At 64.0% G+C, this 25439-nt stretch carries 22 protein-coding genes; 1 reads left to right on the top strand and 21 read right to left on the bottom strand.

All coding sequences use genetic code 11. The features are described 5' to 3' along the window. Positions 1-7 precede the first annotated feature (7 nt). The 7 genes from hslU to sucC all read right to left on the bottom strand — a co-directional run bounded on the left by hslU (position 8) and on the right by sucC (position 9028). Entirely contained in the window at positions 8-1387 is a 1380-nt protein-coding gene (gene hslU, locus HGI30_RS12455) for an ATP-dependent protease ATPase subunit HslU (RefSeq protein ID WP_168909858.1), read from the bottom strand. A 67-nt stretch (positions 1388-1454) separates the two neighbouring features. Beyond that, entirely contained in the window at positions 1455-1997 is a 543-nt protein-coding gene (gene hslV / locus HGI30_RS12460; protein ID WP_328805104.1) for an ATP-dependent protease subunit HslV, read from the bottom strand. A 27-nt stretch (positions 1998-2024) separates the two neighbouring features. Further along, complete coding sequence (gene trmFO, locus HGI30_RS12465) at positions 2025-3353, bottom strand: FADH(2)-oxidizing methylenetetrahydrofolate--tRNA-(uracil(54)-C(5))-methyltransferase TrmFO (protein WP_168907859.1); 1329 nt, start codon at positions 3351-3353, stop codon at positions 2025-2027. 93 nt (positions 3354-3446) lie between these two features. After that, positions 3447-5543, bottom strand: a complete 2097-nt coding sequence (topA, locus tag HGI30_RS12470) for a type I DNA topoisomerase (protein WP_168907860.1) — start codon at positions 5541-5543, stop codon at positions 3447-3449. A gap of 26 nt (positions 5544-5569) precedes the next feature. Continuing rightward, positions 5570-6697: a DNA-processing protein DprA gene (gene dprA / locus HGI30_RS12475; RefSeq protein ID WP_235680118.1), complete on the bottom strand. Its 1128-nt coding sequence runs from the start codon at positions 6695-6697 to the stop codon at positions 5570-5572. A 191-nt stretch (positions 6698-6888) separates the two neighbouring features. Then, complete coding sequence (gene sucD / locus HGI30_RS12480; RefSeq protein WP_168907861.1) at positions 6889-7818, bottom strand: succinate--CoA ligase subunit alpha; 930 nt, start codon at positions 7816-7818, stop codon at positions 6889-6891. A 49-nt stretch (positions 7819-7867) separates the two neighbouring features. Further along, entirely contained in the window at positions 7868-9028 is a 1161-nt protein-coding gene (gene sucC / locus HGI30_RS12485; protein WP_021879141.1) for an ADP-forming succinate--CoA ligase subunit beta, read from the bottom strand. A 267-nt stretch (positions 9029-9295) separates the two neighbouring features. On the opposite strand from sucC, the gene HGI30_RS12490 reads away from it, so the two are divergent. Continuing rightward, positions 9296-10852, top strand: a complete 1557-nt coding sequence (locus HGI30_RS12490) for a YifB family Mg chelatase-like AAA ATPase (protein WP_168907862.1) — start codon at positions 9296-9298, stop codon at positions 10850-10852. A 57-nt stretch (positions 10853-10909) separates the two neighbouring features. On the opposite strand, the gene HGI30_RS12495 is transcribed toward HGI30_RS12490, so the two are convergent. The 14 genes from HGI30_RS12495 to smc form a co-directional block, all read right to left on the bottom strand. Beyond that, a complete protein-coding gene (locus tag HGI30_RS12495; RefSeq protein WP_168907863.1) occupies positions 10910-11362 on the bottom strand; it encodes a YraN family protein in 453 nt (150 codons plus the stop codon). Continuing rightward, positions 11359-11763 (bottom strand): EscU/YscU/HrcU family type III secretion system export apparatus switch protein, encoded by a 405-nt coding sequence (locus HGI30_RS12500; protein WP_168907864.1) that lies wholly within the window; start codon positions 11761-11763, stop codon positions 11359-11361. The genes HGI30_RS12495 and HGI30_RS12500 overlap by 4 nt, the downstream gene beginning before the upstream one ends. Further along, the gene (locus tag HGI30_RS12505) at positions 11760-13895 is read right to left on the bottom strand and encodes a TP0910 N-terminal domain-containing protein (protein ID WP_168907865.1); all 2136 of its coding nucleotides are present in this window, start codon (positions 13893-13895) and stop codon (positions 11760-11762) included. The genes HGI30_RS12500 and HGI30_RS12505 overlap by 4 nt, the downstream gene beginning before the upstream one ends. A gap of 172 nt (positions 13896-14067) precedes the next feature. After that, the gene (locus tag HGI30_RS12510) at positions 14068-14826 is read right to left on the bottom strand and encodes a ribonuclease HII (RefSeq protein WP_168907866.1); all 759 of its coding nucleotides are present in this window, start codon (positions 14824-14826) and stop codon (positions 14068-14070) included. Next, positions 14823-15701, bottom strand: a complete 879-nt coding sequence (gene ylqF / locus HGI30_RS12515) for a ribosome biogenesis GTPase YlqF (RefSeq protein WP_168907867.1) — start codon at positions 15699-15701, stop codon at positions 14823-14825. The genes HGI30_RS12510 and ylqF overlap by 4 nt, the downstream gene beginning before the upstream one ends. Before the next feature lie 41 nt (positions 15702-15742). Next, positions 15743-16357: a signal peptidase I gene (lepB, locus tag HGI30_RS12520; RefSeq protein WP_168907868.1), complete on the bottom strand. Its 615-nt coding sequence runs from the start codon at positions 16355-16357 to the stop codon at positions 15743-15745. A 150-nt stretch (positions 16358-16507) separates the two neighbouring features. Next, the gene (rplS, locus tag HGI30_RS12525; RefSeq protein ID WP_168907869.1) at positions 16508-16852 is read right to left on the bottom strand and encodes a 50S ribosomal protein L19; all 345 of its coding nucleotides are present in this window, start codon (positions 16850-16852) and stop codon (positions 16508-16510) included. A 157-nt stretch (positions 16853-17009) separates the two neighbouring features. Continuing rightward, positions 17010-17819, bottom strand: a complete 810-nt coding sequence (trmD, locus tag HGI30_RS12530) for a tRNA (guanosine(37)-N1)-methyltransferase TrmD (RefSeq protein WP_168907870.1) — start codon at positions 17817-17819, stop codon at positions 17010-17012. Positions 17820-17823: 4 nt separating this feature from the next. Continuing rightward, entirely contained in the window at positions 17824-18342 is a 519-nt protein-coding gene (gene rimM / locus HGI30_RS12535) for a ribosome maturation factor RimM (RefSeq protein WP_168907871.1), read from the bottom strand. Between the two features lie 92 nt (positions 18343-18434). Beyond that, on the bottom strand, positions 18435-18707 hold the full coding sequence (gene rpsP, locus HGI30_RS12540) for a 30S ribosomal protein S16 (RefSeq protein ID WP_028597456.1): 273 nt from the start codon (positions 18705-18707) through the stop codon (positions 18435-18437). A 44-nt stretch (positions 18708-18751) separates the two neighbouring features. After that, entirely contained in the window at positions 18752-20152 is a 1401-nt protein-coding gene (gene ffh / locus HGI30_RS12545) for a signal recognition particle protein (RefSeq protein ID WP_168907872.1), read from the bottom strand. 25 nt (positions 20153-20177) lie between these two features. Next, on the bottom strand, positions 20178-20570 hold the full coding sequence (gene ylxM / locus HGI30_RS12550; RefSeq protein WP_168907873.1) for a YlxM family DNA-binding protein: 393 nt from the start codon (positions 20568-20570) through the stop codon (positions 20178-20180). A 150-nt stretch (positions 20571-20720) separates the two neighbouring features. Further along, positions 20721-21719, bottom strand: coding sequence for a signal recognition particle-docking protein FtsY (gene ftsY, locus HGI30_RS12555; RefSeq protein ID WP_168907874.1), 999 nt, complete (start codon positions 21717-21719; stop codon positions 20721-20723). 109 nt (positions 21720-21828) lie between these two features. Continuing rightward, positions 21829-25413: a chromosome segregation protein SMC gene (gene smc / locus HGI30_RS12560; protein ID WP_168907875.1), complete on the bottom strand. Its 3585-nt coding sequence runs from the start codon at positions 25411-25413 to the stop codon at positions 21829-21831. Positions 25414-25439: the final 26 nt, after the last annotated feature.

Below are 25439 nucleotides of genomic sequence, written 5' to 3' on the forward strand. Positions count from 1 at the left end.
TGCTTCTCTACAGAATGTATTGGCTTAGATCGCGGTTCTGAGCGATCGAGCCGAGCTTCTCTCTGACGTATTCCGGCGTGATGTTCAAGCTCTCGAGCGTCATGTCCGGCGCCTCGAAGCTCAAGTCCTCCAGCAGCTTTTCCAGAATCGTATGAAGGCGCCTTGCGCCGATATTTTCCGTATTGCGGTTCACTTCCGCAGCGATGGACGCCAGCTCGGCGATCGCCTCATCGGAAAACGTGACCTCTATGCCCTCCGTGGACAGCAGCGCCGCATACTGCTTGGTCAGCGCGTTTTTCGGCTCCTTGAGGATCTGGATGAAATCCTCGAGGCTGAGCGAGGTCAGCTCGACGCGGATGGGAAAGCGTCCTTGAAGCTCCGGGATGAGATCCGCCGGCTTGGATACGTGGAACGCGCCTGCCGCGATGAAGAGCATGTAATCCGTTTTGACTGCGCCATACTTGGTCATGATCGTCGAGCCTTCGACGATCGGCAGGATGTCCCGCTGCACACCTTCCCTCGACACGTCCGGGCCGGAGCCTTTGGACGGACTCGCGATCTTGTCGATCTCGTCCAGGAATACGATGCCGGACTGCTCGGCGCGGCTGACCGACTCGGCGATCACGTCGTCCATGTCGATCAGCTTCGCGGCTTCCTCCTGGGTCAGCACCTTGCGCGCGTCCTTGACGGACAGCTTGCGGCGCTTGGTCCGCTTGGGCATGAACTGGCCCATGATCTCCTGCATGTTCATGCCCATCATGTCGTTGCCCTGTCCGCCGAGCATATCCAGCATGTTCGGCGACGTATCCTCCACATCCAGCTCCAGCATTTCCTTCTCGAGCTCGCCGGCCTGCAGCTTGACACGGACCGCTTGCCGCTTGGCCGCCAGCTCCGGCTCGGACGAGCGGTCCTCCGGCTCCGGCTCGCGAGCGCCGCCGAACAGCATCTCCAGCGGATTTTTGCCGTTCTTCGGCTTGGAGCGGGACGGCTCAAGCAGCTCGACGAGCCGCTCGTTCGCCAGCTCCTCCGCTTTGTCCTTGACCTTTTCCATCCGCTCGGCTTTCACCATGCGGATGGACACCTCGACCAGATCGCGAATTATCGCTTCGACGTCGCGGCCGACGTAGCCGACTTCCGTGAACTTCGTCGCCTCGACCTTGACGAACGGGGCTCGGACCAGCTTGGCCAGCCGACGCGCGATTTCCGTCTTGCCGACGCCGGTCGGCCCGATCATGAGGATGTTCTTCGGCACGATCTCGTCTCTCAAGCTCTCCTCGAGGCGGCTGCGCCGATAACGGTTGCGCAGCGCCACAGCGACAGAGCGCTTGGCCTGCTTCTGCCCGACGATATATTTGTCCAGCTCGGCGACGATCTGACGCGGGGTCATGGCTTCCTTCACCCGAGATCACTCCTTTTCGTGTAGGGGACAGCTGCTCCGGCACGACCGGTCAGGCTTAGACTTCTTCGACAATGATGCTATGGTTCGTGAACACGCAAATCTCCGCAGCGGTCTCCAGCGCCGCTTGAGCCATCTCGCGCGCGCTCAGGCTCGGAGCATGCTTCTTGAGCGCCCTGGCCGCAGCCAAGGCAAAGCTGCCTCCCGATCCGATCGCAAGGATGCCGTCGTCCGGCTCGATCACCTCGCCGTTTCCGGAGATGAGCAGCAGTCCGGTGTCGTCCATGACGAGCAGCATCGCCTCCAGGCGACGCAGCACTCGGTCTGATCGCCATTCCTTGGCCAGCTCGACCGCGGAGCGCTGTAGATTGCCGTGATGCTCCTCCAGCTTGCTCTCGAACTTCTCGAACAGCGTGATCGCATCCGCGACCGATCCGGCGAAGCCCGCTACGACCTTGCCGCGGTAGAGGCGCCTGACCTTCTTGGCGGACCCTTTCATAATCATGCTGTTTCCGAAAGTGACCTGCCCGTCGCCCGCGATCGCGCCTTTGCCGTCATGTCGCACCGCGCAGATCGTCGTCGCGTGAAACTGCATCTCCACGTCCAATTCCTCCTTTGGCTTGCCGTGTTAGTGGCCGCCGCCGAGCCGCTCCAGCTTGAACTGCTCCAGGGAGGACAAGGCGCGGCTCGCAATATGCTCGTTTTTCTCCTTCTTGTTGCGGATGCGCTGCTCCGGCGGAGGGAACAAGCCGAAGTTCGCGTTCATCGGTTGGAAGTGGCGGAAGTCGGCCGTCGTGATATAGTGGGCCATGCTGCCGAGAGCCGTCTCTTTCGGCAGCACGAGCGGTTCGAGCCTGCGCGCGAGACGGCCGGCGTTGATGCCGGCAAGCATGCCCGATGCGGCCGACTCCACGTATCCCTCGACCCCGGTCATTTGGCCGGCGAAGAACAGGTTTTCCCGTCCTTTGAATTGATAGGTCGCCTCCAGCAGCTTCGGCGAGTTGATGAACGTATTGCGGTGCATGACGCCATAGCGGACGAATTCGGCGTTCTCCAGTCCGGGGATGAGCGAGAACACCCGCTTCTGCTCGCCCCATTTGAGATGCGTCTGGAAGCCGACCAGGTTGTACAGCGTGCCTGCGGCATTGTCTTGACGCAGCTGGATGACCGCATGCGGCTGCTTGCCCGTGCGCGGATCGACGAGGCCTACCGGCTTCATCGGGCCGAACAGCACCGTCTGCTTGCCGCGCTGGGCCATCACCTCGATCGGCATGCAGCCCTCGAAGTACACTTCCTTCTCGAAGTCCTTGAGCGCGGCCGTCTCCGCCGAGACGAGCGCCTCATGGAAGCGCTCGAACTCTTCCTCGTTCATCGGGCAATTCAGATAGGCGGCTTCCCCCTTATCGTAGCGGGAGGCCAGGAACACCTTATCCATATCTATGGAATCTTTCTCGACGATAGGAGCGGCAGCATCATAAAAATAAAAATATTCCTCGCCCATGAGCTCCTTGATCTGAGCGGACAGGCTCGGCGCAGTGAGCGGTCCTGTCGCGACGACCGTAATGCCGTCCTGCGGAATATCGGCGATCTCCTCGTTGACTACCGTAACGAGGGGATGCTCGCGCAGCGTGCCGGTGATATCGCCGGAAAACCCGTCGCGATCGACGGCGAGCGCTCCGCCGGCCGGCACGGCGTTGCGGTCGGCCGCCGCCAGCACGAGCGAGTTCATTCGGCGCATTTCTTCCTTGAGGACGCCGACTGCGTTGGAAAGTCCGTTCGCCCTCAAGCTGTTGCTGCAGACGAGCTCGGCGAATTTATCGGTATGATGGGCGGGAGTCTGCTTCACCGGACGCATTTCGTAGAGCTTCACTTCGACGCCCTGGGATGCGATCTGCCAAGCGGCCTCGCTCCCTGCAAGTCCGGCTCCGATGACGGTAACTGGGGGAATGGATGACAAGTGCGATTCCTCTCTTTCCTAAAGTCAAAAACGGCCCGAACAACCGCAGGGAAGCGGAAAGCCGATGCCCGCTTTCCGCTTCCCGCTGTTGGATTATCCGAGATCTTGATCCTCCGGCAGCTCTTCGTTGAAGTCGCAGGATGGACATTGATACCTGGCGCCGCTCTTGTTGCGCTTGATGACGAGCATGCTGCCGCATTCCGGGCACGGCTTGCCGGCGGGACGGTCCCACGAGACATAGTCGCAGCCCGGGTATTGGTCGCAGCCGTAGAAGATGCGCCCTTTTTTGCTGCGGCGCTCGATGATCTGGCCTTCCGCGCATTTCGGGCAGGCGACGCCGATGTTCTTGACGATCGGCTTCGTGTTGCGGCAGTCCGGAAAACCGGAGCAAGCGAGGAACTTGCCGAAGCGGCCCATCTTGTACACCATCGGGCTTCCGCATTTCTCGCAGACTTCGTCGGACACCTCGTCCTGAAGCTCGACTTCCTTCATTTCTTCCTCGGCGACCTCGAGCCGCTTCTCGAACGATTCATAGAACTGGGCGAGCACGCGAACCCAGTCCTCCTTGCCCTCTTCGACATGGTCGAGATCGCCTTCCATATGGGCGGTGAACTCCGCATCGAGAATCTCGGGGAAGAACTCCTCCATGAGCTGGATGACAAGCTCTCCAAGCTCGGTCGGGAAGAACTTCTTCTCCTCGATCGCCACGTAGCCGCGCTTCTGGATCGTCTCCAGCGTCGGCGCGTACGTGCTCGGGCGGCCGATGCCCAGCTCCTCGAGCGTGCGCACGAGCCGCGCCTCCGTATAGCGCGGCGGCGGCTGGGTGAAGTGCTGCTTCGGATCGATCGATTCGGCCTTCAAGCTTTCTCCCTCCGCCAATGCGGGCAGGAACTTGTCCTCGTCCGCCGCGGTGCCGTCGTCATTGCCTTCCACATAGACCTTCATGAATCCGGCGAACTTGACTTTGGAGCCCGAAGCGCGGAACATGGCTTCGCCGGCGTTCAGGTCCACCGTCATCGTATCGAGCACGGCCGAGCTCATCTGGCTGGCGACGAAGCGTTCCCAGACGAGCTTGTACAGCCGATACTGGTCGCGGCTCAAGTACTCCTTGACCGCATCCGGCTCCCACTCCATCGATGTCGGACGAATCGCTTCATGCGCATCCTGGGCGTTGGCGTTCTTCTTGAGATAGACGCGCGGCTGCTCCGGGTAGAACTCCGGTCCGTACTTCTCGACGATATAGACCTTCGCTTCTTCTTGGGCGACTGGAGAGATCCGCGTGGAGTCCGTACGCATGTAGGTGATGAGACCGGCCGTGCCTTGCTTGCCGAGATCGACGCCCTCGTACAGCTGCTGGGCGACCGACATCGTCTTGGAAGCGCGGAAGCTGAGCTTGCGCGCCGCTTCCTGCTGCAAGGAGCTCGTGATGAACGGCGGAGCCGGATTCCGCAGCCGCTCCTTTTCCTTTACCTCGGCCACGGTGAAATCGCGGCCCTTGATCGCCGCGAGCACGACGTCGACCTCAGCCTGGCTGCCGAGCTCCGACTTGTCTCCTCGGTAGCTGTGGAACTTCGCTTCGAAGGCCGACTTGCCCTTTTGCAGTCCGGCCGTGATGGACCAATACTCGACCGGCTCGAACGCCTCGATCTCGTTCTCCCGGTCGCTGATGAGCTTGACCGCGACCGACTGGACGCGACCGGCAGACAAGCCCTTCTTGACCTTCTTCCATAACAACGGACTGATCTTGTAGCCGACAAGACGATCCAGGATGCGGCGCGCCTGCTGGGCGTTGACCAGATCCATGTCGATCTTGCGCGGCGTCTTGAACGCGTCCTTGACGGCCTGCTTCGTAATTTCGTTGAAGACGACACGGCAGTCGTCCGTCTCGTCCAAGTCCAGGTAATGCGCCAGATGCCAAGCGATCGCTTCGCCTTCGCGATCCGGGTCAGCCGCGAGATAAACGCGCTTGACCTTTTTGCTGGCATCCTTCAACTCCTTGAGAACAGAGCCTTTGCCGCGGATCGTAATGTATTTGGGATTGAAATCGTTCTCGACTTCGACGCCGATCTGGCTTTTCGGCAAATCGCGGATATGGCCCATCGAGGCTTTCACGATAAATTTGCTTCCCAGGTATTTGCCAATCGTCTTCGCTTTTGCCGGTGATTCGACAATGACAAGTGAATCGGCCATGTTGGCGTCCTCCTTTCGCAAGCTGCTTACAATGCCATATATATGGAACCGTGATGCAGTTCAATCTTACGTTTTAAACATAAATTTATCAGAACTGTTTGCAAAAGTCCAAAAGCGAGTCCGGAAGCCTCGAACAGCTCGTCCGCCGAGCGCGGCTCGTCCCGCAGCAGCATGTAGATGAACTGCTCGTCTGCGCTCAGCTGCGGTTCCTCCGGAAGAGCGGACGCCTGCGGCTTGGCCGGCTGAAGATGGGAGAAGTCGCGCGCGATCGTTTCCGAGCTGTCCGCCAGTTTCGCCCGTCCATCTCGAATCAAGGCGTTGCAGCCGATGCTTTTGGGCGAGTGGATCGGTCCCGGCACCGCAAAAACCTCTCGGTTCATATCCAGCGCTTGATCCGCCGTAATCAGCGAGCCGCTCGCCGCAGCCGCCTCGATGACGATCGTGCCGAGAGACAAGCCGGCTATGATGCGGTTGCGCTGCGGGAACATCCCCGGCTTGACGGGAGTCCCGATCGGAAACTCGGACAGCACGAGACCCTCTCGGCAAAGCCGACGGTACAGCGCTCGGTTGTCCGGAGGATAGGCGGTGTCGACCGGCGTGCCGAGCACGGCGATCGTCGCTCCTCCCGCATCGAGCGCGGCTTCATGGGACAAGCCGTCGATGCCGCGCGCCATGCCGCTGACGATGGCGAAGCCGGCGGCGGCAAGCTCCCTGCTCAGCTTGGCCGCAGCCTGCCTCCCGTAAGCGGTCGGTCCACGCGTGCCTACGACGGCCAGACATGGACGCTCCAGCAGCTCCATTCGGCCGACGGCATACAGCACCCAAGGCGGCTGCGGGATGCGCTGAAGAAGCGGTGGATACTCCGCATCCAAGATCGTCATCCTGCGACCAAGAAGCCCTTGCAAAGCCCCTTCCCCAATCGGCACATGCCGCTCTCTCCAGCGGCGAGCCGCTTCTGCGGCCGGCGCTTGCCGGATGCCCAGCCTGGCCAGCTGGGCGGTCGCCAGCTCCGGCTCCCGCCACAGCTCCGCTTGCATCGCGCGATAGAGCGACTGCCATCCGATGCCAGGCGTTTCATGCATCGAGATCACGAATTCACGCATGCGTTCAAGCTCCGCATCCGTCCATTGCTGTTCCAGCCATTCGTCCATCATCGGCTACCGTCCCTTTCTTCTATTATAAAGGACGGCACCTGCGCCAATCCCTATTGTGCGGCACAAGAATGCAGATTGCAAGCGCGCAGGCGCCGTCAGCGCCGCCAGAGCTCGCCAGGCGGCAACAAAAAAGCAGCCTTCTTCCCCGATATGGAGAAGAAGGCTGCCTGCCTTCCGTTCAAGCGATTCGATTAGTGAGTCTTGCACTTTTCGAGCAGGCCCTTCTCTTCCAGCACGCTCACGAGCGTGGAGCCCATGTCAGACGGAGTCGGAGCAACCTTGATTCCGCAAGCTTCAAGCGTGGAGATTTTCTCCTTCGCCGTGCCTTTGCCTCCGGAGATGATCGCGCCGGCGTGGCCCATGCGCTTCCCTGGAGGAGCCGTAGCGCCGCCGATGAAGCCGACGACCGGCTTCTTCATGTTCGCCTTGACCCACTCGGCGGCTTCTTCTTCCGCCGTGCCGCCGATCTCGCCGATCATGATGACCGCGTACGTGTCCGGATCCTCATTGAACAGGTTCAGGATATCGATGAACTCGGAGCCTTTGACCGGGTCGCCGCCGATGCCGACTGCGGTCGACTGGCCGATGCCGCGGGTCGTCAGCTGATGGACCGCCTCGTAGGTAAGCGTTCCGGAGCGGGATACGACGCCGACATGGCCTTTCCGATGGATATAGCCCGGCATGATGCCGATCTTGATTTCGTCCGGCGTGATGACGCCGGGGCAGTTCGGTCCGATCAGGCGGGTCTTCTTGCCTTCCATGTAGCGCTTCACGCGCACCATGTCGAGCACCGGAATGCCTTCCGTGATGCAGATGACCAGGTCCAGCTCGGCTTCCACCGCTTCCAGGATGGAGTCGGCCGCGAACGCCGGCGGCACGTAGATGACGGACACGGTCGCGCCGGTCTCGTCGATCGCTTCGCGTACGGAGTTGAATACTGGCAGCGATTTCGTCTCGCCGTTCTCCAGCTCGATGTCCACCGTCGTGCCGCCTTTGCCAGGCGTTACGCCGCCGACCATCTGGGTTCCGTATTCAAGGGCGCCCTTCGTATGGAACAGGCCGGTCTGGCCGGTAATGCCCTGGGTGATCACTTTGGTATCCTTGTTGATCAAAATGCTCATCGCACATTCACATCCCCTAACAGAATTCGTCTCTGCAGCCCCGAGGGCGTTATTTTACGAGCGCAACGATTTTTTGGGCGCCGTCGGACATGCTGTCCGCCGCGACCAGGTTCAAGCCCGATTCGTTCAGGATCTTCTTGCCGAGCTCAACGTTCGTGCCTTCGAGGCGCACGACGAGCGGACGCTCGAGTCCGAGCTCACGGGCCGCCGCGACAACGCCTTCTGCGATGACGTCACAGCGCATGATGCCGCCGAAGATGTTGACGAAGATGCCTTTGACGTTGGCGTCCGAGAGCAGGATCTTGAAGGCTTCCGTAACCTTCTCCTTCGTCGCGCCGCCCCCTACGTCGAGGAAGTTGGCCGGGTCGCCGCCATAGTGCTTGATGATGTCCATCGTCGCCATCGCAAGGCCTGCGCCGTTGACCATGCAGCCGATGTTTCCGTCAAGCGCGATGTAGCTGAGGTCATACTTGGACGCTTCGATTTCCTTGGCGTCCTCTTCCTCGAGGTCGCGCAGCGCCAGGATGTCCTTGTGGCGGAACAGGGCGTTGGAGTCGAAGTTCAGCTTGGCGTCGAGCGCCATGACGTTGCCGTCGCCGGTGACGACGAGCGGGTTGATCTCGGCGATCGAGCAGTCCTTGTCCACGAACGCCGTATAAAGGGCCGTCATGAACTGAACCGCCTTGCGGACGAGCTCTTTTGGAATATTGATAGCGTATGCAAGACGTTGGGCTTGGAATGGCAGCAGGCCGACGGCCGGATCGATGACTTCCTTGATGATCTTCTCCGGGGAATGCTCGGCGACTTCCTCGATTTCCGTGCCGCCTTCCTCCGATGCCATCATGACGACGCGGCCCGTAGCGCGATCGACGACGACGCCGACATAATATTCCTTCTTGATGTCGCAGCCTTGCTCGATCAGCAGGCGCTTGACTTCCTTGCCTTCCGGACCCGTCTGATGCGTGACGAGCGTCTTGCCCAGGATCTCGGATGCATAGGCGCGCACCTCGTCGAGGTTTTTCGCCACCTTGACGCCGCCGGCCTTGCCGCGGCCGCCCGCATGGATCTGCGCCTTGACCACAACGACGGAAGTGCCCAGTTCCTTGGCTGCCTCAACAGCCTCGTCCACCGTGAAGGCGACCTTGCCTTCCGGGACTGCGACCCCGTATTGTTTCAAGACTTCTTTGCCCTGATACTCATGAATATTCATTCACGACATCCTCCAATCCTCTGACTCGGGTGGAAACAGCTAGAACTAATCAAACAAACATCTGTCATTATATCACAATCCCTGACTCGCTTCGCGCAAAAAAGCGCCCCGCCCGTAAAATATTTTTTGCGTTTCGGTAAATTTGGAACGGCCTGGAAGAGCGGTTGACAGCTCGGACGGACCTGGATTAATCTATCCTTATCCATATACTTTTCAGGGAAGTAAGGAAGCACCTTCGCCCGTCATTCGGGGAGGGTGCTTTTTGTCATGTCCTACAGTTCGTTCACAAGCGCCAGCGTGCAAGGCGTCGACGGGCGGCTCGTCGCCGTCGAAGTCGATCTTGCCAGCGGCTTGCCGCAGATCGCCGTCGTCGGATTGCCCGACCCGGCCGTACGCGAGTCGGTCGAGCGCGTCCGCGCCGCGCTGCGCAATTGCGGCTTCCAGTTTCCGATGCAGCGCATCACCGTCAATCTGGCCCCGGCCGACATGCGCAAGGAAGGGACCGCGTATGATCTGGCGATCGCCGCCGCCATCCTGTCGGCAAGCGGCCAACTGGAAGGGCGGCCGTTCGAGGAGACGCTCGTCATCGGAGAGCTCGCCCTCAGCGGCGAGCTGCGCTCCGTGCCCGGCGTGCTGCCGATGGCGGCCGAGGCGCGCCGGCTCGGCCTGCGGCGCGTGCTCGTCCCCGCCGCCAATGCGGCCGAGGCGGCGCTTGTCGGCGGACTCGACGTCTACTCGGCGCGCAGCCTCACCGAGCTCGCTGCCGCCTTCCGCAGCGGCGGGGGCTGGGGCGCGCTGCTTCGGGACCGCGAGGAGGAGACGGCTTCGGGAGCATCCGCAGAGCCTGGCCTCGGCGCGGAATTGGACTACGCCGACGTGATCGGCCAGCATGCCGCCAAGCGCGCGCTTGCCATCGCCGCTGCCGGCAGGCACAACCTGCTGCTGTCGGGTCCACCGGGCACGGGCAAGACGATGCTCATCCGCAGGCTGCCCGGCATTTTGCCTCCCATGAGCCGCGAGGAAGCGCTTGAGGTGACGAAAATAGGCAGCGTCGCCGGCAAGCTGCAGAGGCGAGGCGCGCTGATGGACAAGCGTCCGTTCCGCTCCCCGCATCACACGATTTCGGCAGCCGGTCTGATTGGAGGAGGCTCGATTCCGCGGCCGGGCGAAGCGACGCTCGCCCATCGAGGCGTGCTTTTTCTCGATGAGCTGCCGGAATTCCCGCGAGGCGCGCTGGAGGCGCTGCGCCAGCCGCTCGAGGACCGCGAGGTGACGCTTGCGAGGGCGAGAGCCGTTTATCGCTTCCCGGCTTCGTTCCAGCTCGCCGCCTCGATGAATCCTTGCCCCTGCGGCTACCTTGGGGCGCAGGCCGGGTCCTCCGGCCAGCCGGAATGCAGCTGCTCCCAGACGGCGATCGACCGATACCGCGCCCGCATCTCTGGCCCCTTGCTCGACCGGCTCGACCTGCTCGTCGACGTGCAGCGGCCGCCGGCTCTCGACGGCAGCCAGAGCGGCATGGGCAGCGCAGAGATGAGAGGGCTCGTGGCTCGAGCGGTCCAAGCGCAGGAGGGGCGATCGCCCGCTAGCGGCACCGCATGGAACGGCGAGCTGTCCGGCCCGGCGCTGCGCCGGGCCGCGACGCTGGAGCCCGAGGCGGCCCGCCTGCTGCAGCAGGCGTTCGACCGGCTCGGCATCAGCGTCCGTGCTCACGACCGAATACTCAAGCTGGCGCGGACGATCGCCGACATGGAAGGCTTCGAGAGGATCGAGGCGCCGCATGTCGCGGAGGCGATTCATTATCGGCGCCTGCCCGGCTGGAGCTGAAGCCTCTAAAAACGGCTTTAAAAAAAAACGCCTTTTGGAGAAGCGGCCACCGCTTCTTCAAAAGGCGTTTTTGATATGCACGACCTCGACCGCCCGGAGGCCAGAGGCATCCAGCGTGACGGCCGCCGCATCGAAGCGGATCGTCCTGCCGTTCCATCCCCGCTGCTGCAGGTAGACCCCGGCGACCCGGCGAACCTTGAGCTGCTTGCGTCCATGCAAAGCCTCGGCCGCGGTACCGTAGCGGCTGCCTGTCCTCGCCGACCGCACCTCCACGATGACAAGCGTTCCGCCGTCTTCCGCGATCAGGTCGAGCTCGCCCATCCGGCAGCGCCAGTTCCGCTCCAGCAGGCGCATGCCGTGGCGCTCCAGCCAGGCGGCGGCCGCTTCCTCGCCGATCCGTCCGGATTCTCTCCGGCGATCGCTTCCCGGCGAGCCGGCTGGAGTAGCGTCCCCGGACCCGGAACCGCGCTGCCCGCTCCGCCCCGCCTTGCCGATCGGCCGTTCGTTCATCCGAGCGCGCCTCCTTCGGATCCGCGAGGAGCGGCCAGAGCCCCCGAGAGAGCTCCGGCTTTGCGGTCCGTCTGATAAATGAAGCTCAGCAGCTCCGCCACAAGCTCGTACAGCTCCGCCGGAATCTGCTGATTCAGGTCAAGCTTGGACAGCACCTCTACGAGCGAACGGTCCTCCTGGACGGGCACGCCGTTCTCGCGGGCTCGCTGCACGATTTCGTCGGCGAGCTGTCCCTTGCCCTTGGCGACGACCGCAGGGGCGCCGTCCGCCGGGTCGTACCGGAGCGCGACCGCCGCACGCGGAGCGTCATCCCCTTCGGAACGAGGCCGGCGCTCGCCGCTTCTGTCCTCGCCTCCCGATAAGGCATCGGCGCCTGTATCGGCTTGTCCATTCCCGCTCATATCTTCATATCCACCCCTCGATAACGATCCGTCACCCACTCCGGTCTGGTCGGCAGCGACGCTCCCGGATCGGCCCCCCCGCCCCCGGCCTGCGGGCGGCTATCGGCCGCCCGCAGGCCAAGCAGCCGGTAGCCGGCTTGATGCACTTGCTCCGTCAAGCTCTGACGGCCCGCTTCGAGCAACTCCGGAACAGCCGGATGGTCGGCGTAAACGGTCAGCGAGACGACCTTGTCGACGACCGCGACATCGACGAGCGTCGTCCCGAGCTCCCCGAGCTCGAGATCGAACAGCAGGCGGCAATTCGACGCGTCCACTTCGCCCTTGGCTCCTCGGCGCGCCTGCACCTGCACGGTGGCGGTCGCCGCTCCGTCCGCCGTGCGCACCGGCAGCTGCAGCGTCAGCTGGGAAAAGAACGCGCCGCTGCGCTCCGGCGTCAGCAGCAGCTGCTGGCCGGTAATCTGCTGCAGCAGTTGGGTCGCCGCTTCCCGCGCGCCCGGAGGCACGTCCGATGCCGCAAGCAGCTGCAGCAGCGCCGGCTTGAGCGCGGCTTCCTCCGTCCGATCCAGCGCGACGCCAGCCGCAAGCGGCAGCGGCCCGGGGCGGACGGTTGCCAGCGGTTGCTCCAAGCGGATGCTGCCGCGCGAGCCGGCGGCATCCCCTTCCTCCGTGCGGGCCGCTGCGGCTGAGGCGGTCGCGGCAGCCTCCGAGCCGCTTCGAGCCGTTTCGCCGGCAGCAGCCCTTGCCGACGCAGAGGCGTCCGCGTGTCCTGCGGCCGATCCTCGCACGTCTACGGCTCTCGTCGCGGCAGCTTCCCCGTCTGCCGCCCTCGACCCGAGAGGAGATCCGGCCGCTTCCCCGCCGGCTTCCTTGAGGCTGGCGGCCTGCTGATGCTGGACGTCGGCAAAGGCTGGCGAAGGCTGGGAAGAGGAGCGGGCCAGCTGTTGCTCGTGGCCGACTCCCAGCCATTGCAGCAAAGTTTTGACCGCACCTTGAGGCGACGGCTTCGCGGCGGCAGGAGCCTCACCGCCTTCGGAAGCAGGCCCGGCGGCCGGAGCTCCCGCTCCCCCTCCAGCCGGAGACCCGCCCCCCTGCGGAGAAATCAAAGCCACAGCCGAACCGTACGCCGCCGCGCCGCCCCCCTTGGCTCCGGCGGCTGCGGTCGTTCCGTCCGCTCCGGCCGTCGCGCCCTTCCCGGACGGAGCTTCCGCCGGGACGCCGCGAGCCGCTTGCGCTCCCACGGAAGCACCGTCCGCAGCCGGCTCCAGCCAAGGCCCGCTCTGCAGCAGCGCGAGCAAGCGCGCGGCATGGTCCGCCGCCTTAACCGGGACGGCGCCTCCCTTCGCGGCTTCCGCTTGCGGCGCCGCTTCTGCGCCGGACGGATCTGCCGGCGCAGCTGCCGGGACCGCACCCCCTTGCGGCGCGGCTCGTCCGCCCGCAGCCGAGGCTACCGGCGCCTGCCCTGCCGATGCAGCGCCCGAGCCACGCTTCGCGGCGGCATCCGCTTCGGCTGCTTCGCCGGCTTGCGCCGGCTTGGCCACGCCCCTATTCACCAGCTCCTGCTCAAGCCGCTCCAGCAGCTCATGCACCGGGGGACCGGCAAGAGCCTGCCGCAGCGCCAGCAGCGTCTCGCTCGTCAGCGGCATGCCACGCTGCAACGCGCTTGCTGCCGCTCGCAGCCACTCCCCGGGATCGATGCCCGACGGCTTCAGCGCTGCAGCCGTCCGCAGCCCGTCCGCCGTCTCCGCCGACAGCGGCAATCCCGCCGCCCGGATGGCCTTGACGAGCTCGGCCGCTCCTTTGTCGCCCGCGCCGAGGCCGAGCCGTCCGGCCAGCTCTTTCCACTGCGCCGCTTCCGGCTCCGCCGCCGACTTCGTCGCTCTGGCCGCCAGCTGCAGCACGAGCACGCCCTCGTCCGTCTCCCCCTTCACCTGAAGCACGGCCGTCTGTCCCGGCTGAAGCGGCGTCTCCAGCTTCGCGAGCAGCTGGCTCTCTCCGATCTGAAGCAGCGCTCCATCCTTCCCGTGCGCCTCCAGCACCGTCGCGCGCACGGTCTGTCCCGGGCGCAGCTCCAGCGGCCGGCTCGAAGCCGGCTGGAGGTCGCCGACCGCTTTAAGAAACGATCCGATATTCATCTGCTGCCTCCCCGCTCGATGCAATGCTTCCGCCTCGTCCGCATGACTGCGCCGGCAAGGCGGCTAACTCTATCCCGTTATATCGACCGCGGCGCTCCCGTTTGTGAGCCGCCGTCCCGGCCTGCATGCAAAAAAAAGCCCCGCCTGCACGGAATGCAGGCGAGGCCTCAAGCTATCCGAACAGCTGGAGCTGCTGTTCCGGCAAAATCTTGCCGAGAAAGGACCGTCGATGCAGCGCGGTCGGTCCGTACTGCGCCAACGCCTCGCGATGGCGCGCCGTCGCATAGCCTTTATGTATCGCGATGCCGTACTCCGGATAATGCAGGTCCCAAAGCTCCTTGCAAAGCCGATCCCGCGTCACCTTGGCCATGATTGATGCGGCGCCGATCGATTGGCTGAGCGCATCGCCGTGAATGATCCGCGTCTGCGGCAGGTCGAGGTCGACCGTCTCCGCATCGACGAGCAGATGGTCCGGCTTCACGCCCAGCGCCTCGACCGCCCTTTTCATCGCAAGCCGGGAAGCCTGGCGGATGTTGATCCGGTCGATCTCCGCCGCGTCGATGCGGGCGACCGCCCAGGCGACGGCCGACTCCGCGATCGCGTCGTACAGCAGCTCGCGCTTCTTCTCGCTCAGCTTCTTGGAGTCGTGGACGCCGTCCAGCACGAGGCCCGCCGGCAGCACGACCGCCGCCGCGACGACATCGCCGAACAAGCAGCCGCGCCCGACCTCGTCCACGCCGCATACGAGATCGGATCCTTGCATCCAGAGATCCTTCTCGTAAGCAAGCCGGTCCTCGGACTCCTCCAGCGCCGGGCGCTCCGACGGACCACCGGGCCCGGCGTCGTCCGCACCCGCGCAGGCGTCAGCTGCCGCTCCTAGCGCAAGCTGCGCTTCCGGTTCGGCTGCGCCGGAGGCTTTGCGACGGCTCATTCGCGCCCTGCAGGCGGAGCCGCCTCCAGCGTAAGCCGTCCAAGCTTGCCGGCGCGCATCTCCCGCAAGATGATGCCGGATACCTTTTCGAGGTCGACCCTTCCTCCGCTGACCAGACAGCCGCGATTGCGGCCGATCTGCTCCATGACCGCCACGATCTGCATGTTGTCATCCAAGTCGGACGGCGGCTCGCCGAGGCCGAACCGCTCCTGCATCTCCGGCCAGTATCGCTCGGCGAGCACCCGCGCGGCAAAGTAGGCGACGTCCTCGATGTTGAGCACCTGCTCCTTGATCGCGCCGGTCATCGCCAGCTTGTAGCCGACCAGCTGATCCTCGAACTTGGGCCACAGGATGCCCGGCGTATCGAGCAGCTCCATCTCGCTGCCGACCTTGATCCATTGCTGACCCTTCGTCACGCCGGGGCGGTCGCCGGTAGCGGCGATGTGACGGCCGGCAAGGCGGTTCGTCAACGTGGATTTCCCCACGTTCGGAATGCCGACGATAAGCGCCCTCATGGCGCGCGGATTCATGCCGCGGTCCAGCATGCGCTGAATCTTCTCGTGGAGGATCTCCCGCACTTTGACGGGAATCTCGTTCACGCGCGAGCCCGTGGAGGAATCGACGGCGATGCTCGCGAAGCCGCGTGCGGAGAAGTAGGCCATCCAGCGCTCGGTCTCCTTCGGATCCGCCAGATCCGCCTTGTTCAGCAGGATGAGCCGCGGCTTGCCCTTCAGGATGTCGTCGACCATCGGGTTGCGGCTGGACATCGGCACGCGCGCGTCCAGCAGCTCGATCGCGATGTCGATGAGCTTGAGCTTGTCCTCGATCTGCCTGCGCGCCCTTGTCATATGTCCCGGGAACCACTGAATCGTCATACGGACACCTCTTCATGAAAAAATGTAGGGCAGGCTTTCGCCTACCCATGCTTGATGATCTGAATATCGTTCAGCGGCCAGAAAATGACATCGGCCCGTCCAATCAGCTGATCGTACGGAATGTAGCCGATCCGGCGGCTGTCCTCGCTGTTGCTGCGGTTGTCGCCCATGGCCAGGAACGAATCGGCAGGCACCGTGCCTTCCGTCACGAGCTCGTTCGGAAAGTTCGGTCCCGTCTGGTTCCATAGCTCGCCTTTTGCCTGAGCCTCGGCGATCGCCTGCTTCAGATAAGGCTCGTCCTGCTTCTCGTCGTTGACGAACACCTCGTCTCCCTCGACGCGGACCGTGTCGCCCGGAAGGGCGATGACCCGCTTGATGAAGTCTCGGTTCTCCTGAGGGACATGGAACACGACCACCTCGCCGCGCTTCGGCTCGCGCATCTCGTACAGGATCTTGTTGACGATTAGCCGCTCTCCCGTATGGAAGTTCGGCTGCATGGACGGACCGTCCACTGCGAATGGCGCGAACAGGAACCAGCGGATGATCCACACGAGCAGGGCCGCGATCGCAAGCGCCTTGACCCACTCAAATATCTCTTTCCGAGCCTTGTTGCCGCCGGATTCCGGCTGCTGCTCCTGGAGCTGCTCGTCCACCATCTGTGCTCCGCCTTCTTTCTCGGACCCGTGAGGGGTGCTTTCTCTATCTGCTCTCGTTCGTCTTCAGCTGCAAGTAGAGCGGGCTTCGTCTGTACACGAAAAGGGGCTTGTTTTCGGCAAGCCCCTCTTTGCATTTCATCTTGTGGCGGACTAGCGGCGGATCTCTTTGATCCGTGCTGCCTTGCCGCGCAGTTCGCGCAGGTAGTACAGTTTCGCGCGGCGCACTTTACCGCGGCGGGTCACCTCGATGCGATCGATCTTCGGCGAGTTGATCGGGAACGTACGCTCCACGCCAACACCGTAAGAAATCTTGCGGACGGTGAACGTCTCGCTGATTCCGCCGCCGCGGCGCTTGATGACGACGCCCTCGAACAGCTGAATCCGCTCGCGGGATCCCTCGATAACCTTTACGTACACTTTAAGCGTGTCGCCTGGACGGAAGCTCGGGATGTCCTTGCGCAGCTGCTCTTGCGTAATCGCTTGTACAATGTTCATGAGTAGTGCCTCCTTCCACCATAGACGTTCATATAAGCTACCCAGGCTCGCCTTATGAGCCGGATCATTGCCGATAGAGGACCGTCCGAGTTTGCAAACAACATTTCAAATCATAGCATATTCCAGGCTGCATGACAAGAGCCTGGCGTTGGATCGACTACTTTTTCCCATGATCCGCGGCACCCTGCTGCTCCTCGAGCCGCCGCTGCTCCAGCCAGCGGCGCTCCTTGTCGCTGAGCGGCGCTTCCCCCAGCAAATCCGGGCGGCGCCGCAGCGTACGGAGCATCGACTGCTCCCGGCGCCACTGGTCGATCCGGCTGTGATGGCCGGACAGCAGCACTTTCGGCACTTCCCAGCCCCGGAAGCTCGCTGGACGCGTATAGTGAGGGTACTCCAGCAGCCCGGTGCTGTAGGAGTCCGTCACCGCCGACGACTCGTTGCCGAGCACGCCCGGCAGCAGGCGGACGATGCTGTCGATCATCACCATCGCGGGCAGCTCCCCGCCGGTCAGCACGTAGTCGCCGATCGACAGCTCGTCCGTGACGAGATGCTCGCGGATGCGCTCGTCGTAGCCCTCGTAATGGCCGCAGATGAAGATCAGCCGATCTTCCTGCGCCAGCTCCTCGGCCTTGGCCTGGGTGAAAGGCTGTCCTTGCGGACACATCAGGATGACGCGAGGAGGACGAGCCGCTGCAGGGGGAGTAGCTTCTGCCTTCGGCAGCGCTAAATTCGCGCTTGCGCCAAGCAGATCCTCGACTGCGGCGAACACCGGCTCGGCCTTGAGCACCATGCCGCCTCCGCCCCCGTACGGGTAATCGTCCACCGTGTTATGCTTGTTGCCGGAGTAAGCCCGGAAGTTAACCGCCTGCAGCGAGACGATGCCCTTGTCCCTCGCTTTGCCGAGGATGCTCGCGCCGAAGACGCCATCGAACATCTCGGGAAAAAGCGTCAACACATCGATCTGCATGGCGCTACATCAGCCCTTCCAGCAGCCGTACCGTAATCTGACGGGCGCGCACGTTCACCTTGCGGACGACGTCGTCGATGTAGGGCAGCAGCAGCTCCTTGCCGTTCTCCAGCTCGACGACCCAGACGTCGTTCGCGCCGGGGCGCAGAATCTCGGTCACGACGCCGAGACGCTCGCCTTCCTCGGTGACGACCTCGCTCCCGATGATGTCCGAATAGTAGAACTCGCCTTCCTCCAGCGCGTCGCGCTGCTCCGCCGAGATTTTGAGCAGGCTTCCCTTGAACTTCTCGACGTCATTGATGGTGTCGAAGCCCTTCAGCTTGACGATATAGACGTTTTTATGCGATCTCGCATTCTGCACCTCGACCTGAACCCCGCCCGGCTGCCCGTCCTTTTGGACCGAGAGCCTGCTGCCCGGCGCGAACCGCCGCTCCGCGAAGTCCGTATGCGGCACGATCTTGATCTCGCCGCGGATGCCGTGCGTATTGGCGATCTCTCCGACCGTGAACCATTGATCCGCCATCCCATTCACCTCGCCTTGGATGCAAAAGGGGCTAGGATATTCATCCTAACCCGTTTGCGTTGCTTCTATTCGGTTGTCCCGAAAGGGAAACCTTACTTCTGGTGCTTCTGCTCATGGAACTTCGTGAGAACGCCTGCTTTGGAAAGCAGGTTGCGGACGGTGTCGGAAGCTTGCGCTCCCGTTTGCAGCCACTTGAGGGCTTTCTCTTCGTCGATATTCACTTGAGCCGGTTGAGCAACCGGATTATAAGTACCGATTTCTTCGATGAAACGGCCATCGCGCGGGGAACGGGAATCCGATACCACGACGCGGTAGAACGGAGCCTTGTGCGCACCGATGCGTTTCAGACGGATACGTACTGCCATTATACTTCACCTCCTTGAAAGAATCAGAGCAGACCCGGCGGCGCTCAGCCGAACGGGAACTTGCCTTTCTTGCCTCCGCCGAACATGCCTTTCAGGCTGCCCAGGCCGCCCTTGGGCATCTTCGGCCCCTTGCCTCCGGGTCCGCCCATCATCGAGCTGAACTGCTTCATCATCTTGCGCATGTCGTCGAACTGCTTGATGAGACGGTTGACCTCCGCGATCGACGTGCCGCTGCCGGAGGCGATGCGCTTGCGCCGGCTGTGGTTGAGCAGCTCCGGCTTGCGCTTCTCCTCGGTCGTCATCGACTTCACGATCGCTTCGATCCGTCCGACCTGCTTGTCGTCGACCTTCAGGTCCTTCATGCCCTTCATCTTGTTCATGCCGGGCATCATCTCCAGGATCTGATCGAGAGGGCCCATGTTGCGCACCTGCTCCATCTGTTCCAGGAAATCCTCGAAGGTGAACTCCGCATTGCGCATCTTGCGCTCCATCTCGGCCGCCTTGTCGGCATCGATGCCGGCTTGCGCCTTCTCGATGAGCGACAGCATGTCGCCCATGCCGAGAATTCGCGAGGCCATCCGTTCGGGATGGAAAGGCTCGAGCGGCTCGATCTTCTCGCCGGTCGCCGCGAACTTGATCGGGCAGCCGGTGACCGCCTTGACGGACAGCGCGGCGCCGCCGCGCGTATCGCCGTCGAGCTTGGTGAGCACGACGCCGGTCAGCGCCAGCTGCTCGTGGAAGCTCTGGGCGACGTTGACCGCTTCCTGGCCGGTCATGGCGTCGACGACGAGCAGCACCTCGTCCGGCTGCGTCACCTCATGGATCTGCTTGAGCTCTTCCATGAGCGCCTCGTCGATGTGCAGCCGTCCTGCCGTGTCGATGATGACATAGTCAAGGCCGTTGTCCTTGGCGTGCTGCACGCCCTGGCGGGCGATCTCCACCGGCGACGTCTGGTCGCCCAGCGTGAACACCGGCACGTCGATGCCGCTGCCGACGACCTGCAGCTGCTTGATCGCGGCAGGACGGTAAATGTCGCCCGCGACGAGCAGCGGCTTGTGGCCCGACTTCTTGAGCATGAGGGCGAGCTTGCCCGACGTCGTCGTCTTGCCCGCGCCTTGCAGGCCGGCCATCATGATGACGGTCGGAGGCTTGCTGGCCTTGGCCAGCTTGCTCTGAGTGCCGCCCATCAGCTCTGTCAGCTGCTTGTTGACGATGTCGATGATGACCATGCCCGGCGTGAAGCTCTTCTGCAGCTCCTGGCCGAGCGCCTTTTCCTTGACGCTCGCGATGAACTCCTTGACGACCTTGAAGTTGACGTCCGCTTCGAGCAGGGCCAGCCTGACCTCGCGCATGGCGTCGTTCAGATCGTCCTCGGTCACCTTGCCTTTGCCGCGCAGCTTGCCGAACACGTTCTGCAGCCGGCTCGACAATCCTTCAAATGCCATATGCCGCCACCTCCCGTCCTCGTGTCTATCGCTTGTCTCGTTCTTGGTCGATCTCCAGCAGCGTCTCCCGCAGCTTCTGTCCCAGGGCGCGAATCCGCTCTCCGGGACCGGACGGAACGTCCGTCCGGGACGCCTCTGCGTCCAGCTCGTCCAGGAGGCGTCCCGCGGACGTCAGCCGGGCGAGCAGGCCGAGCTTGCTCTCATAGTCCTCGAGCAGCAGGCCGCCGCGCTTCACGTGCTCGTATACGGCCTGCCGGCTGACGCCGAGCTCCGCCGCAATCTCTCCGAGCGAGAAGTCCTCTCGAAAATAAAACGTCAGGATCTCGACCTGCTTGTCCGTGAGCAGCGCTCCATACCGATCGAACAGCTGGTTGATCCGCGTCGTCTTCTCCAGCGAGTCGCGGCTTTCCGTCGCCATCCGAGCAGCTCCTTCATCCGAGGCTTTTCTTCGCGAGACCTATCATACCTCAGCGCGCGGCAAGTGTCAAGGGATGAACCTTGTCACCTGAGACGGCCCTGAAACGGTCCCCTGCACGAAGGCCTCGCCGGATTCGTCCCTCCGCCGCGACTACTCTTCTCCGTCCCGCGTTTCCTGATCGCGGATCAAGCCGGCGAACAGCGCATGCACGAACTGCTCGCTGTCGAACTGCTGCAGATCCTCCATCTTCTCGCCGAGGCCGACGAACTTGACCGGCAGGCTCAGCTCGTGGCGGATCGCGATGACGATGCCGCCCTTGGCGGTGCTGTCGAGCTTCGTCAGCACGAGCCCGGTCACGCCGCTCTTCTCGCCGAACAGCTTGGCCTGGCTGAGCGCGTTCTGCCCGGTGTTGGCGTCGAGCACGAGCAGCACCTCGTGCGGCGCGCCCGGAATCTCCCGCTGGATGACGCGGAAGATCTTGTTCAGCTCCTCCATGAGGTTGTTCTTGTTCTGCAGCCGTCCTGCCGTATCGCAGAGCAGCACGTCGACCTTGCGCTGCTTGGCGGCCTGCACCGCGTCGAACATGACGGCCGCCGGGTCGGAGCCCGACTGCTGGCGGATGACGTCCACGCCGACGCGCTGGCCCCATACCTCGAGCTGCTCGATCGCGCCGGCGCGGAACGTATCGCCCGCCGCCAGCAGCACCGATTTGCCCTCGCTCTTGAAGCGGTGGGCCAGCTTGCCGATCGTCGTCGTCTTGCCGACGCCGTTGACGCCGACGAAGAGGATGACCGTGATGCCCTCCTCGGCCATGCGCAGGCCGTTGTCCTGATCGCCGCCGAGCAGCCCGACCAGCTTTTCCGAGAGCACCGGCTGCAGCTGCGCCGCGTCCTCGATCCGGCGCTTCTTCACCTCGGCGCGCAGGTCGTCGATCAGGTCCATGACTGTATTGACGCCGACATCGGCGCCGATGAGGATCTCCTCGAGCTCCTCATAGAATTCCTCGTCGATCTTCTTGCGGCGCGTAATCAGCTCCTCGACCCGTTCGACGAGCGCGGTGCGCGTCTTGGCGAGCCCTTCCTTGAAGACGTTCGTGACCGATTCCGTCTTGCTCGCGATGCTTTCCTTCAGCTTTTTGAAAAAGCCCATGCCTATCCCTCCGAAGCTCTAGCTTATCCCTCTATGCGGACCTCCGCCGGAGGTCCGTAAACCATCTAGCGCGGCCGTCCGTTGACCGGACCCGCGCCGCCAGCCGTTGTCAAGCCGATACCGACTCGCCGCCGAGCTCGTCCTCGAGACGGACGGAGACGAGCTTGGAGACGCCGCCTTCCTCCATCGTGACGCCGTACAGCACGTCGGCCTCTTCCATCGTTCCTTTGCGGTGGGTGACGACGATGAACTGCGTCAGCTCCGAAAACTCGCGCAGGTATTGCGCGAAGCGGGAGACGTTCGCCTCGTCGAGCGCCGCTTCGACCTCGTCGAGCACGCAGAACGGCACCGGCTTCACCTGCAGGATCGCGAACAGCAGCGCGATCGCCGTCAACGCCCGCTCGCCTCCGGACAGCAGCTGCAGGTTCTGCAGCTTCTTGCCCGGAGGCTGGGCGAGGATGTCGATGCCCGTATCGAGGATGCGCTCGGGATCGGCCAGCGTCAGGTCGGCGCGGCCGCCGCCGAACAGCTTGGCGAAGACGACGACGAAATGCTTGCGGATCTCCTCGAACGTCTGCCGGAACCGCTTGGACATCTCGTCCTCCATCTCGCGGATGACCTCGTACAGCGTCGCCTTGGCTTCCATCAGGTCCTGCCGCTGGCTGTCCAGGAACTCGAAGCGCTCGCGCACCCGCTGATACTCCTCGATCGCGCCGAGATTGACCTCACCCAGTCCGGCGATGCGCCGCTTGAGCTCCCGCACCGCCGTCTGCGCCTCGGCCGGATCGCCATCGAGCGCATAGCGGGCTTTGGCCAGCTCGTAGCTGAGCCCGTATTCCTCGCTCAGCTTGCGCAGCAGGTTGTCGAGCTCGACGTCGAGCCTGTTCACGGCAATCTCCGTCTGCCTCAGCTGCTCCTCCACCCGCTTCAGGCCGCCGCGCTGCTCGCGCGTCTCGCTCTCCATCTGCTCCAGCTCGCGGCTCTTGTCCGCCCGCGCGGAACGGGCAAGCTCGGTCTGCTCCGCCGTCTCCTGCTTGCGCAGGCGCAGCCGGTTGAGCTCCTCGATCTGCGCGACAGACGCCGCCTCCAGCTCCTCCTGCTCCGCGCTCCGCTGCCGCTGCTGCGCCTCCAGCGCAGCCGCCTCGGAGCGGGCGCGGGAGCTCTCCGAACGCAGCCGGGACATCGTGTCCTGCAGCGCGAGCCGCTCCTGGTCGGCCTTGGCGACATGGATCTTGAGGTCGGTAAGCTGCACCTGCAGCTCCTCCTTCTCCGACTCGCTCGCCTTGCGCCGCTCCTCGGCGAGGCGGATCGCCTCCTGCAGCCCCGCCTCGCGGATGCCGAGCTCGTCCAGACGCTCCGCCGCGGCGGCGGCCGACTGGACGAGCTGCCGCTCCTCCTCCTCGAAGCCCGACCGGTCGGCGGTGAACACCGCCCCCTGCTCCTGCAGGCCGGCCAGCTCGCTCTCGGCATGCTGAAGCTCGGCGCGCTGCTGCTGCTCCTGGAGCTTCAGCCGTTCCGCCTGCTCGCGCAGCTCGTCGCGGTTCTGCGCGGCGATGGAGCCCTCCTTGCGCAGGTCGTCCAGCTCCGCGCGGACGCGCGCCAGCTGCCGCTGCAGCTCGGCCGATTCCTCGTCCAGCTGCTCGATCTGCCGCTGCCGGCCGAGCAGGCTCGCGCCTTTTTTCTGCAGGCTGCCTCCGGTCATGGAGCCGCCGGCGTTGACGACGTCTCCCTCCAGCGTCACGACGCGGAAGCGATAGCCGCAGCGGGCGGCGATCCGGTTGGCCGCCTCCAGGTTCTCGGCGAGCAGCACGTTGCCGAGCAGGTTGCCGACGATCGCCTGATAGCGCGGCTCGCTGGTCACGAGCTCGGCGGCGATGCCGACATAGCCCTCCATCGCCGCAACCTGCCGCTTCTCCTGCTCCGGGACGCCGCGGCTCTTGATGACGTCGAGCGGCAGGAACGTCGCCCGTCCGAGCTGACGCTGCTTGAGGAAGGAGATCGCCGCGCGCGCGGAACGCTCGTCCTCCATGACGACATGCTGCATCGCGCCGCCCAGCGCCGTCTCGACGGCGACCTCGATGCGCTGCGGCACCCGCACGAGCTCCGCGACGGCGCCGTGCACGCCGGACAAGCCTCCGGAGCTGCGGCGCGACGCCTTGAGCACCTCGCGGACGCCGTGCATGAAGCCGTCGAGCGCGTCCTGCATCTCCTTCATCGTATCGCGCCGGGAGACGAGCGCCTCCTTGCGCTGCTCCCAGGAGCGCAGCGCGGCCGACGCCTCCTCCTGCCGCTTCTGCAGCTGCTGCGTCCGCTGCGATTCTTCTATGTACTTGCTTCGGATGCGCTCCAGCTCCGCCGACGAGGCGGCCAGCGCCTCGCTCAGCTCCGAGCGGCGCGCGTTCAGCCGGCCGGACTGCTCCTGCCACCTGCCTTCCTCGCCGCCGAGCCGCTCCTTGCGCCGCTGCAGCGCCTCGCGCTGCTGCTCCGCATAACGGATCTCGTTGCGCAGCTGCGCCATCGCGCCGAGCACTTCGAGCAGCTCGCCCTTGAGCGATTCTCCCGCTTCCAGCGACGTGCCGCCCGAGACGCCGCGCAGCCGGTTCTCCTCGCTGCCCATGCGGCTGCGCAGGTCGATCAGCTCGGCCTCGAGCGCGCCGGCCTTCGACCGCGCCTGCTCCTCCTCCGCGGCGAGCTCCGCTTGACGGGCGGCGACCGTCTCCAGCGCCTGCGCCAGCTGCTCGCGGCTGTCCGCCAGGTAGCGGCGGCGCTCCCTCAGCACCTCGCCCTGGCCCTCGCATTTTTCGAATTCCTCGCTGTAGGCGAGCATCTGCCCGTGAAGCTCCTCCAGCCGCTCCTCCAGCCGGCGCAGCTGCAGCCGGTCCTGCTCGAGCGACGCATCATGCCGGCTGACGATCGCCGACAGCTCCAGCTCTTCCTTCTTGAGCGCCTCCATGCGGGCGCTGTTCTCGTTCCAGCTCTTGTGCACGCCCTCGATCTGATGCACGTAAAGCGCGATCTCGCGGTGCTTGAGCTCCTCCCGCAGCGACTTGTACAGCATGGCGCGCTCGGACTGCTCCCGCAGCGGCTCGACCTGGTCCTCGAGCTCCGAGACGAGGTCATGGATGCGCAGCAGGTTGCCCTCGGCGTCGTCGAGCTTGCGCTGCGCCTCGCGCTTGCGCGATTTGTACTTGACGATGCCGGACGCTTCCTCGAAGATGCCGCGGCGGTCCTCCGAGCGCGTGCTCAGAATCTCCTCGATCCGGCCCTGCCCGATGATGGAGTACGCCTCCTTGCCGATGCCGGTGTCCATGAACAGCTCCGTGATGTCCTTGAGCCGGCACGGCTGGCGGTTAATCATGTATTCGCTGTCGCCGCTGCGATGCACCCGCCGCGTCACGGTCACCTCGTCGTGCTCGACGGACAGCGCGCCGTCGGAGTTGTCCAGCGTGAGCGAGACTTCCCCGAAGTTGACGGCCTTGCGCGCGTCGCTGCCGGCGAAGATGATGTCCTCCATCTTGCCGCCGCGCAGGCTTTTGGCGCTCTGCTCGCCGAGCACCCAGCGGATGCCGTCGGATATGTTGCTCTTGCCGCTGCCGTTCGGACCGACGACGGCGGTGATGCCCCTTACGAACTCCATCTCGGTCTTGTCGGCGAACGACTTGAAGCCGGACAGCTCTATGCGTTTCAACAACATCGGTCGATGTCACCTCTTGCGGCTAT

This window comes from Paenibacillus albicereus, from assembly GCF_012676905.1.
Classification (GTDB): Bacteria; Bacillota; Bacilli; order Paenibacillales; family Paenibacillaceae; genus Paenibacillus_O; species Paenibacillus_O albicereus.

Excerpts from the sequence above, each read along its gene's own strand:
- ftsY (WP_168907874.1), bottom strand. The coding sequence starts at position 21,719 with ATGGGCTTTTTCAAAAAGCTGAAGGAAAGCATCGCGAGCAAGACGGAA.
- HGI30_RS12495 (WP_168907863.1), bottom strand. The coding sequence starts at position 11,362 with ATGAACGAACGGCCGATCGGCAAGGCGGGGCGGAGCGGGCAGCGCGGT.
- smc (WP_168907875.1), bottom strand. The coding sequence starts at position 25,413 with ATGTTGTTGAAACGCATAGAGCTGTCCGGCTTCAAGTCGTTCGCCGAC.
- rimM (WP_168907871.1), bottom strand. The coding sequence starts at position 18,342 with ATGGCGGATCAATGGTTCACGGTCGGAGAGATCGCCAATACGCACGGC.
- HGI30_RS12500 (WP_168907864.1), bottom strand. The coding sequence starts at position 11,763 with ATGAGCGGGAATGGACAAGCCGATACAGGCGCCGATGCCTTATCGGGA.
- topA (WP_168907860.1), bottom strand. The coding sequence starts at position 5,543 with ATGGCCGATTCACTTGTCATTGTCGAATCACCGGCAAAAGCGAAGACG.
- trmD (WP_168907870.1), bottom strand. The coding sequence starts at position 17,819 with ATGCAGATCGATGTGTTGACGCTTTTTCCCGAGATGTTCGATGGCGTC.
- ylqF (WP_168907867.1), bottom strand. The coding sequence starts at position 15,701 with ATGACGATTCAGTGGTTCCCGGGACATATGACAAGGGCGCGCAGGCAG.
- lepB (WP_168907868.1), bottom strand. The coding sequence starts at position 16,357 with ATGGTGGACGAGCAGCTCCAGGAGCAGCAGCCGGAATCCGGCGGCAAC.
- ylxM (WP_168907873.1), bottom strand. The coding sequence starts at position 20,570 with ATGGCGACGGAAAGCCGCGACTCGCTGGAGAAGACGACGCGGATCAAC.
- HGI30_RS12505 (WP_168907865.1), bottom strand. The coding sequence starts at position 13,895 with ATGAATATCGGATCGTTTCTTAAAGCGGTCGGCGACCTCCAGCCGGCT.
- sucD (WP_168907861.1), bottom strand. The coding sequence starts at position 7,818 with ATGAGCATTTTGATCAACAAGGATACCAAAGTGATCACCCAGGGCATT.
- rplS (WP_168907869.1), bottom strand. The coding sequence starts at position 16,852 with ATGAACATTGTACAAGCGATTACGCAAGAGCAGCTGCGCAAGGACATC.
- sucC (WP_021879141.1), bottom strand. The coding sequence starts at position 9,028 with ATGAATATTCATGAGTATCAGGGCAAAGAAGTCTTGAAACAATACGGG.
- dprA (WP_235680118.1), bottom strand. The coding sequence starts at position 6,697 with ATGATGGACGAATGGCTGGAACAGCAATGGACGGATGCGGAGCTTGAA.
- hslU (WP_168909858.1), bottom strand. The coding sequence starts at position 1,387 with ATGACCCCGCGTCAGATCGTCGCCGAGCTGGACAAATATATCGTCGGG.
- HGI30_RS12510 (WP_168907866.1), bottom strand. The coding sequence starts at position 14,826 with ATGAGCCGTCGCAAAGCCTCCGGCGCAGCCGAACCGGAAGCGCAGCTT.
- rpsP (WP_028597456.1), bottom strand. The coding sequence starts at position 18,707 with ATGGCAGTACGTATCCGTCTGAAACGCATCGGTGCGCACAAGGCTCCG.
- HGI30_RS12490 (WP_168907862.1), top strand. The coding sequence starts at position 9,296 with ATGTCCTACAGTTCGTTCACAAGCGCCAGCGTGCAAGGCGTCGACGGG.
- ffh (WP_168907872.1), bottom strand. The coding sequence starts at position 20,152 with ATGGCATTTGAAGGATTGTCGAGCCGGCTGCAGAACGTGTTCGGCAAG.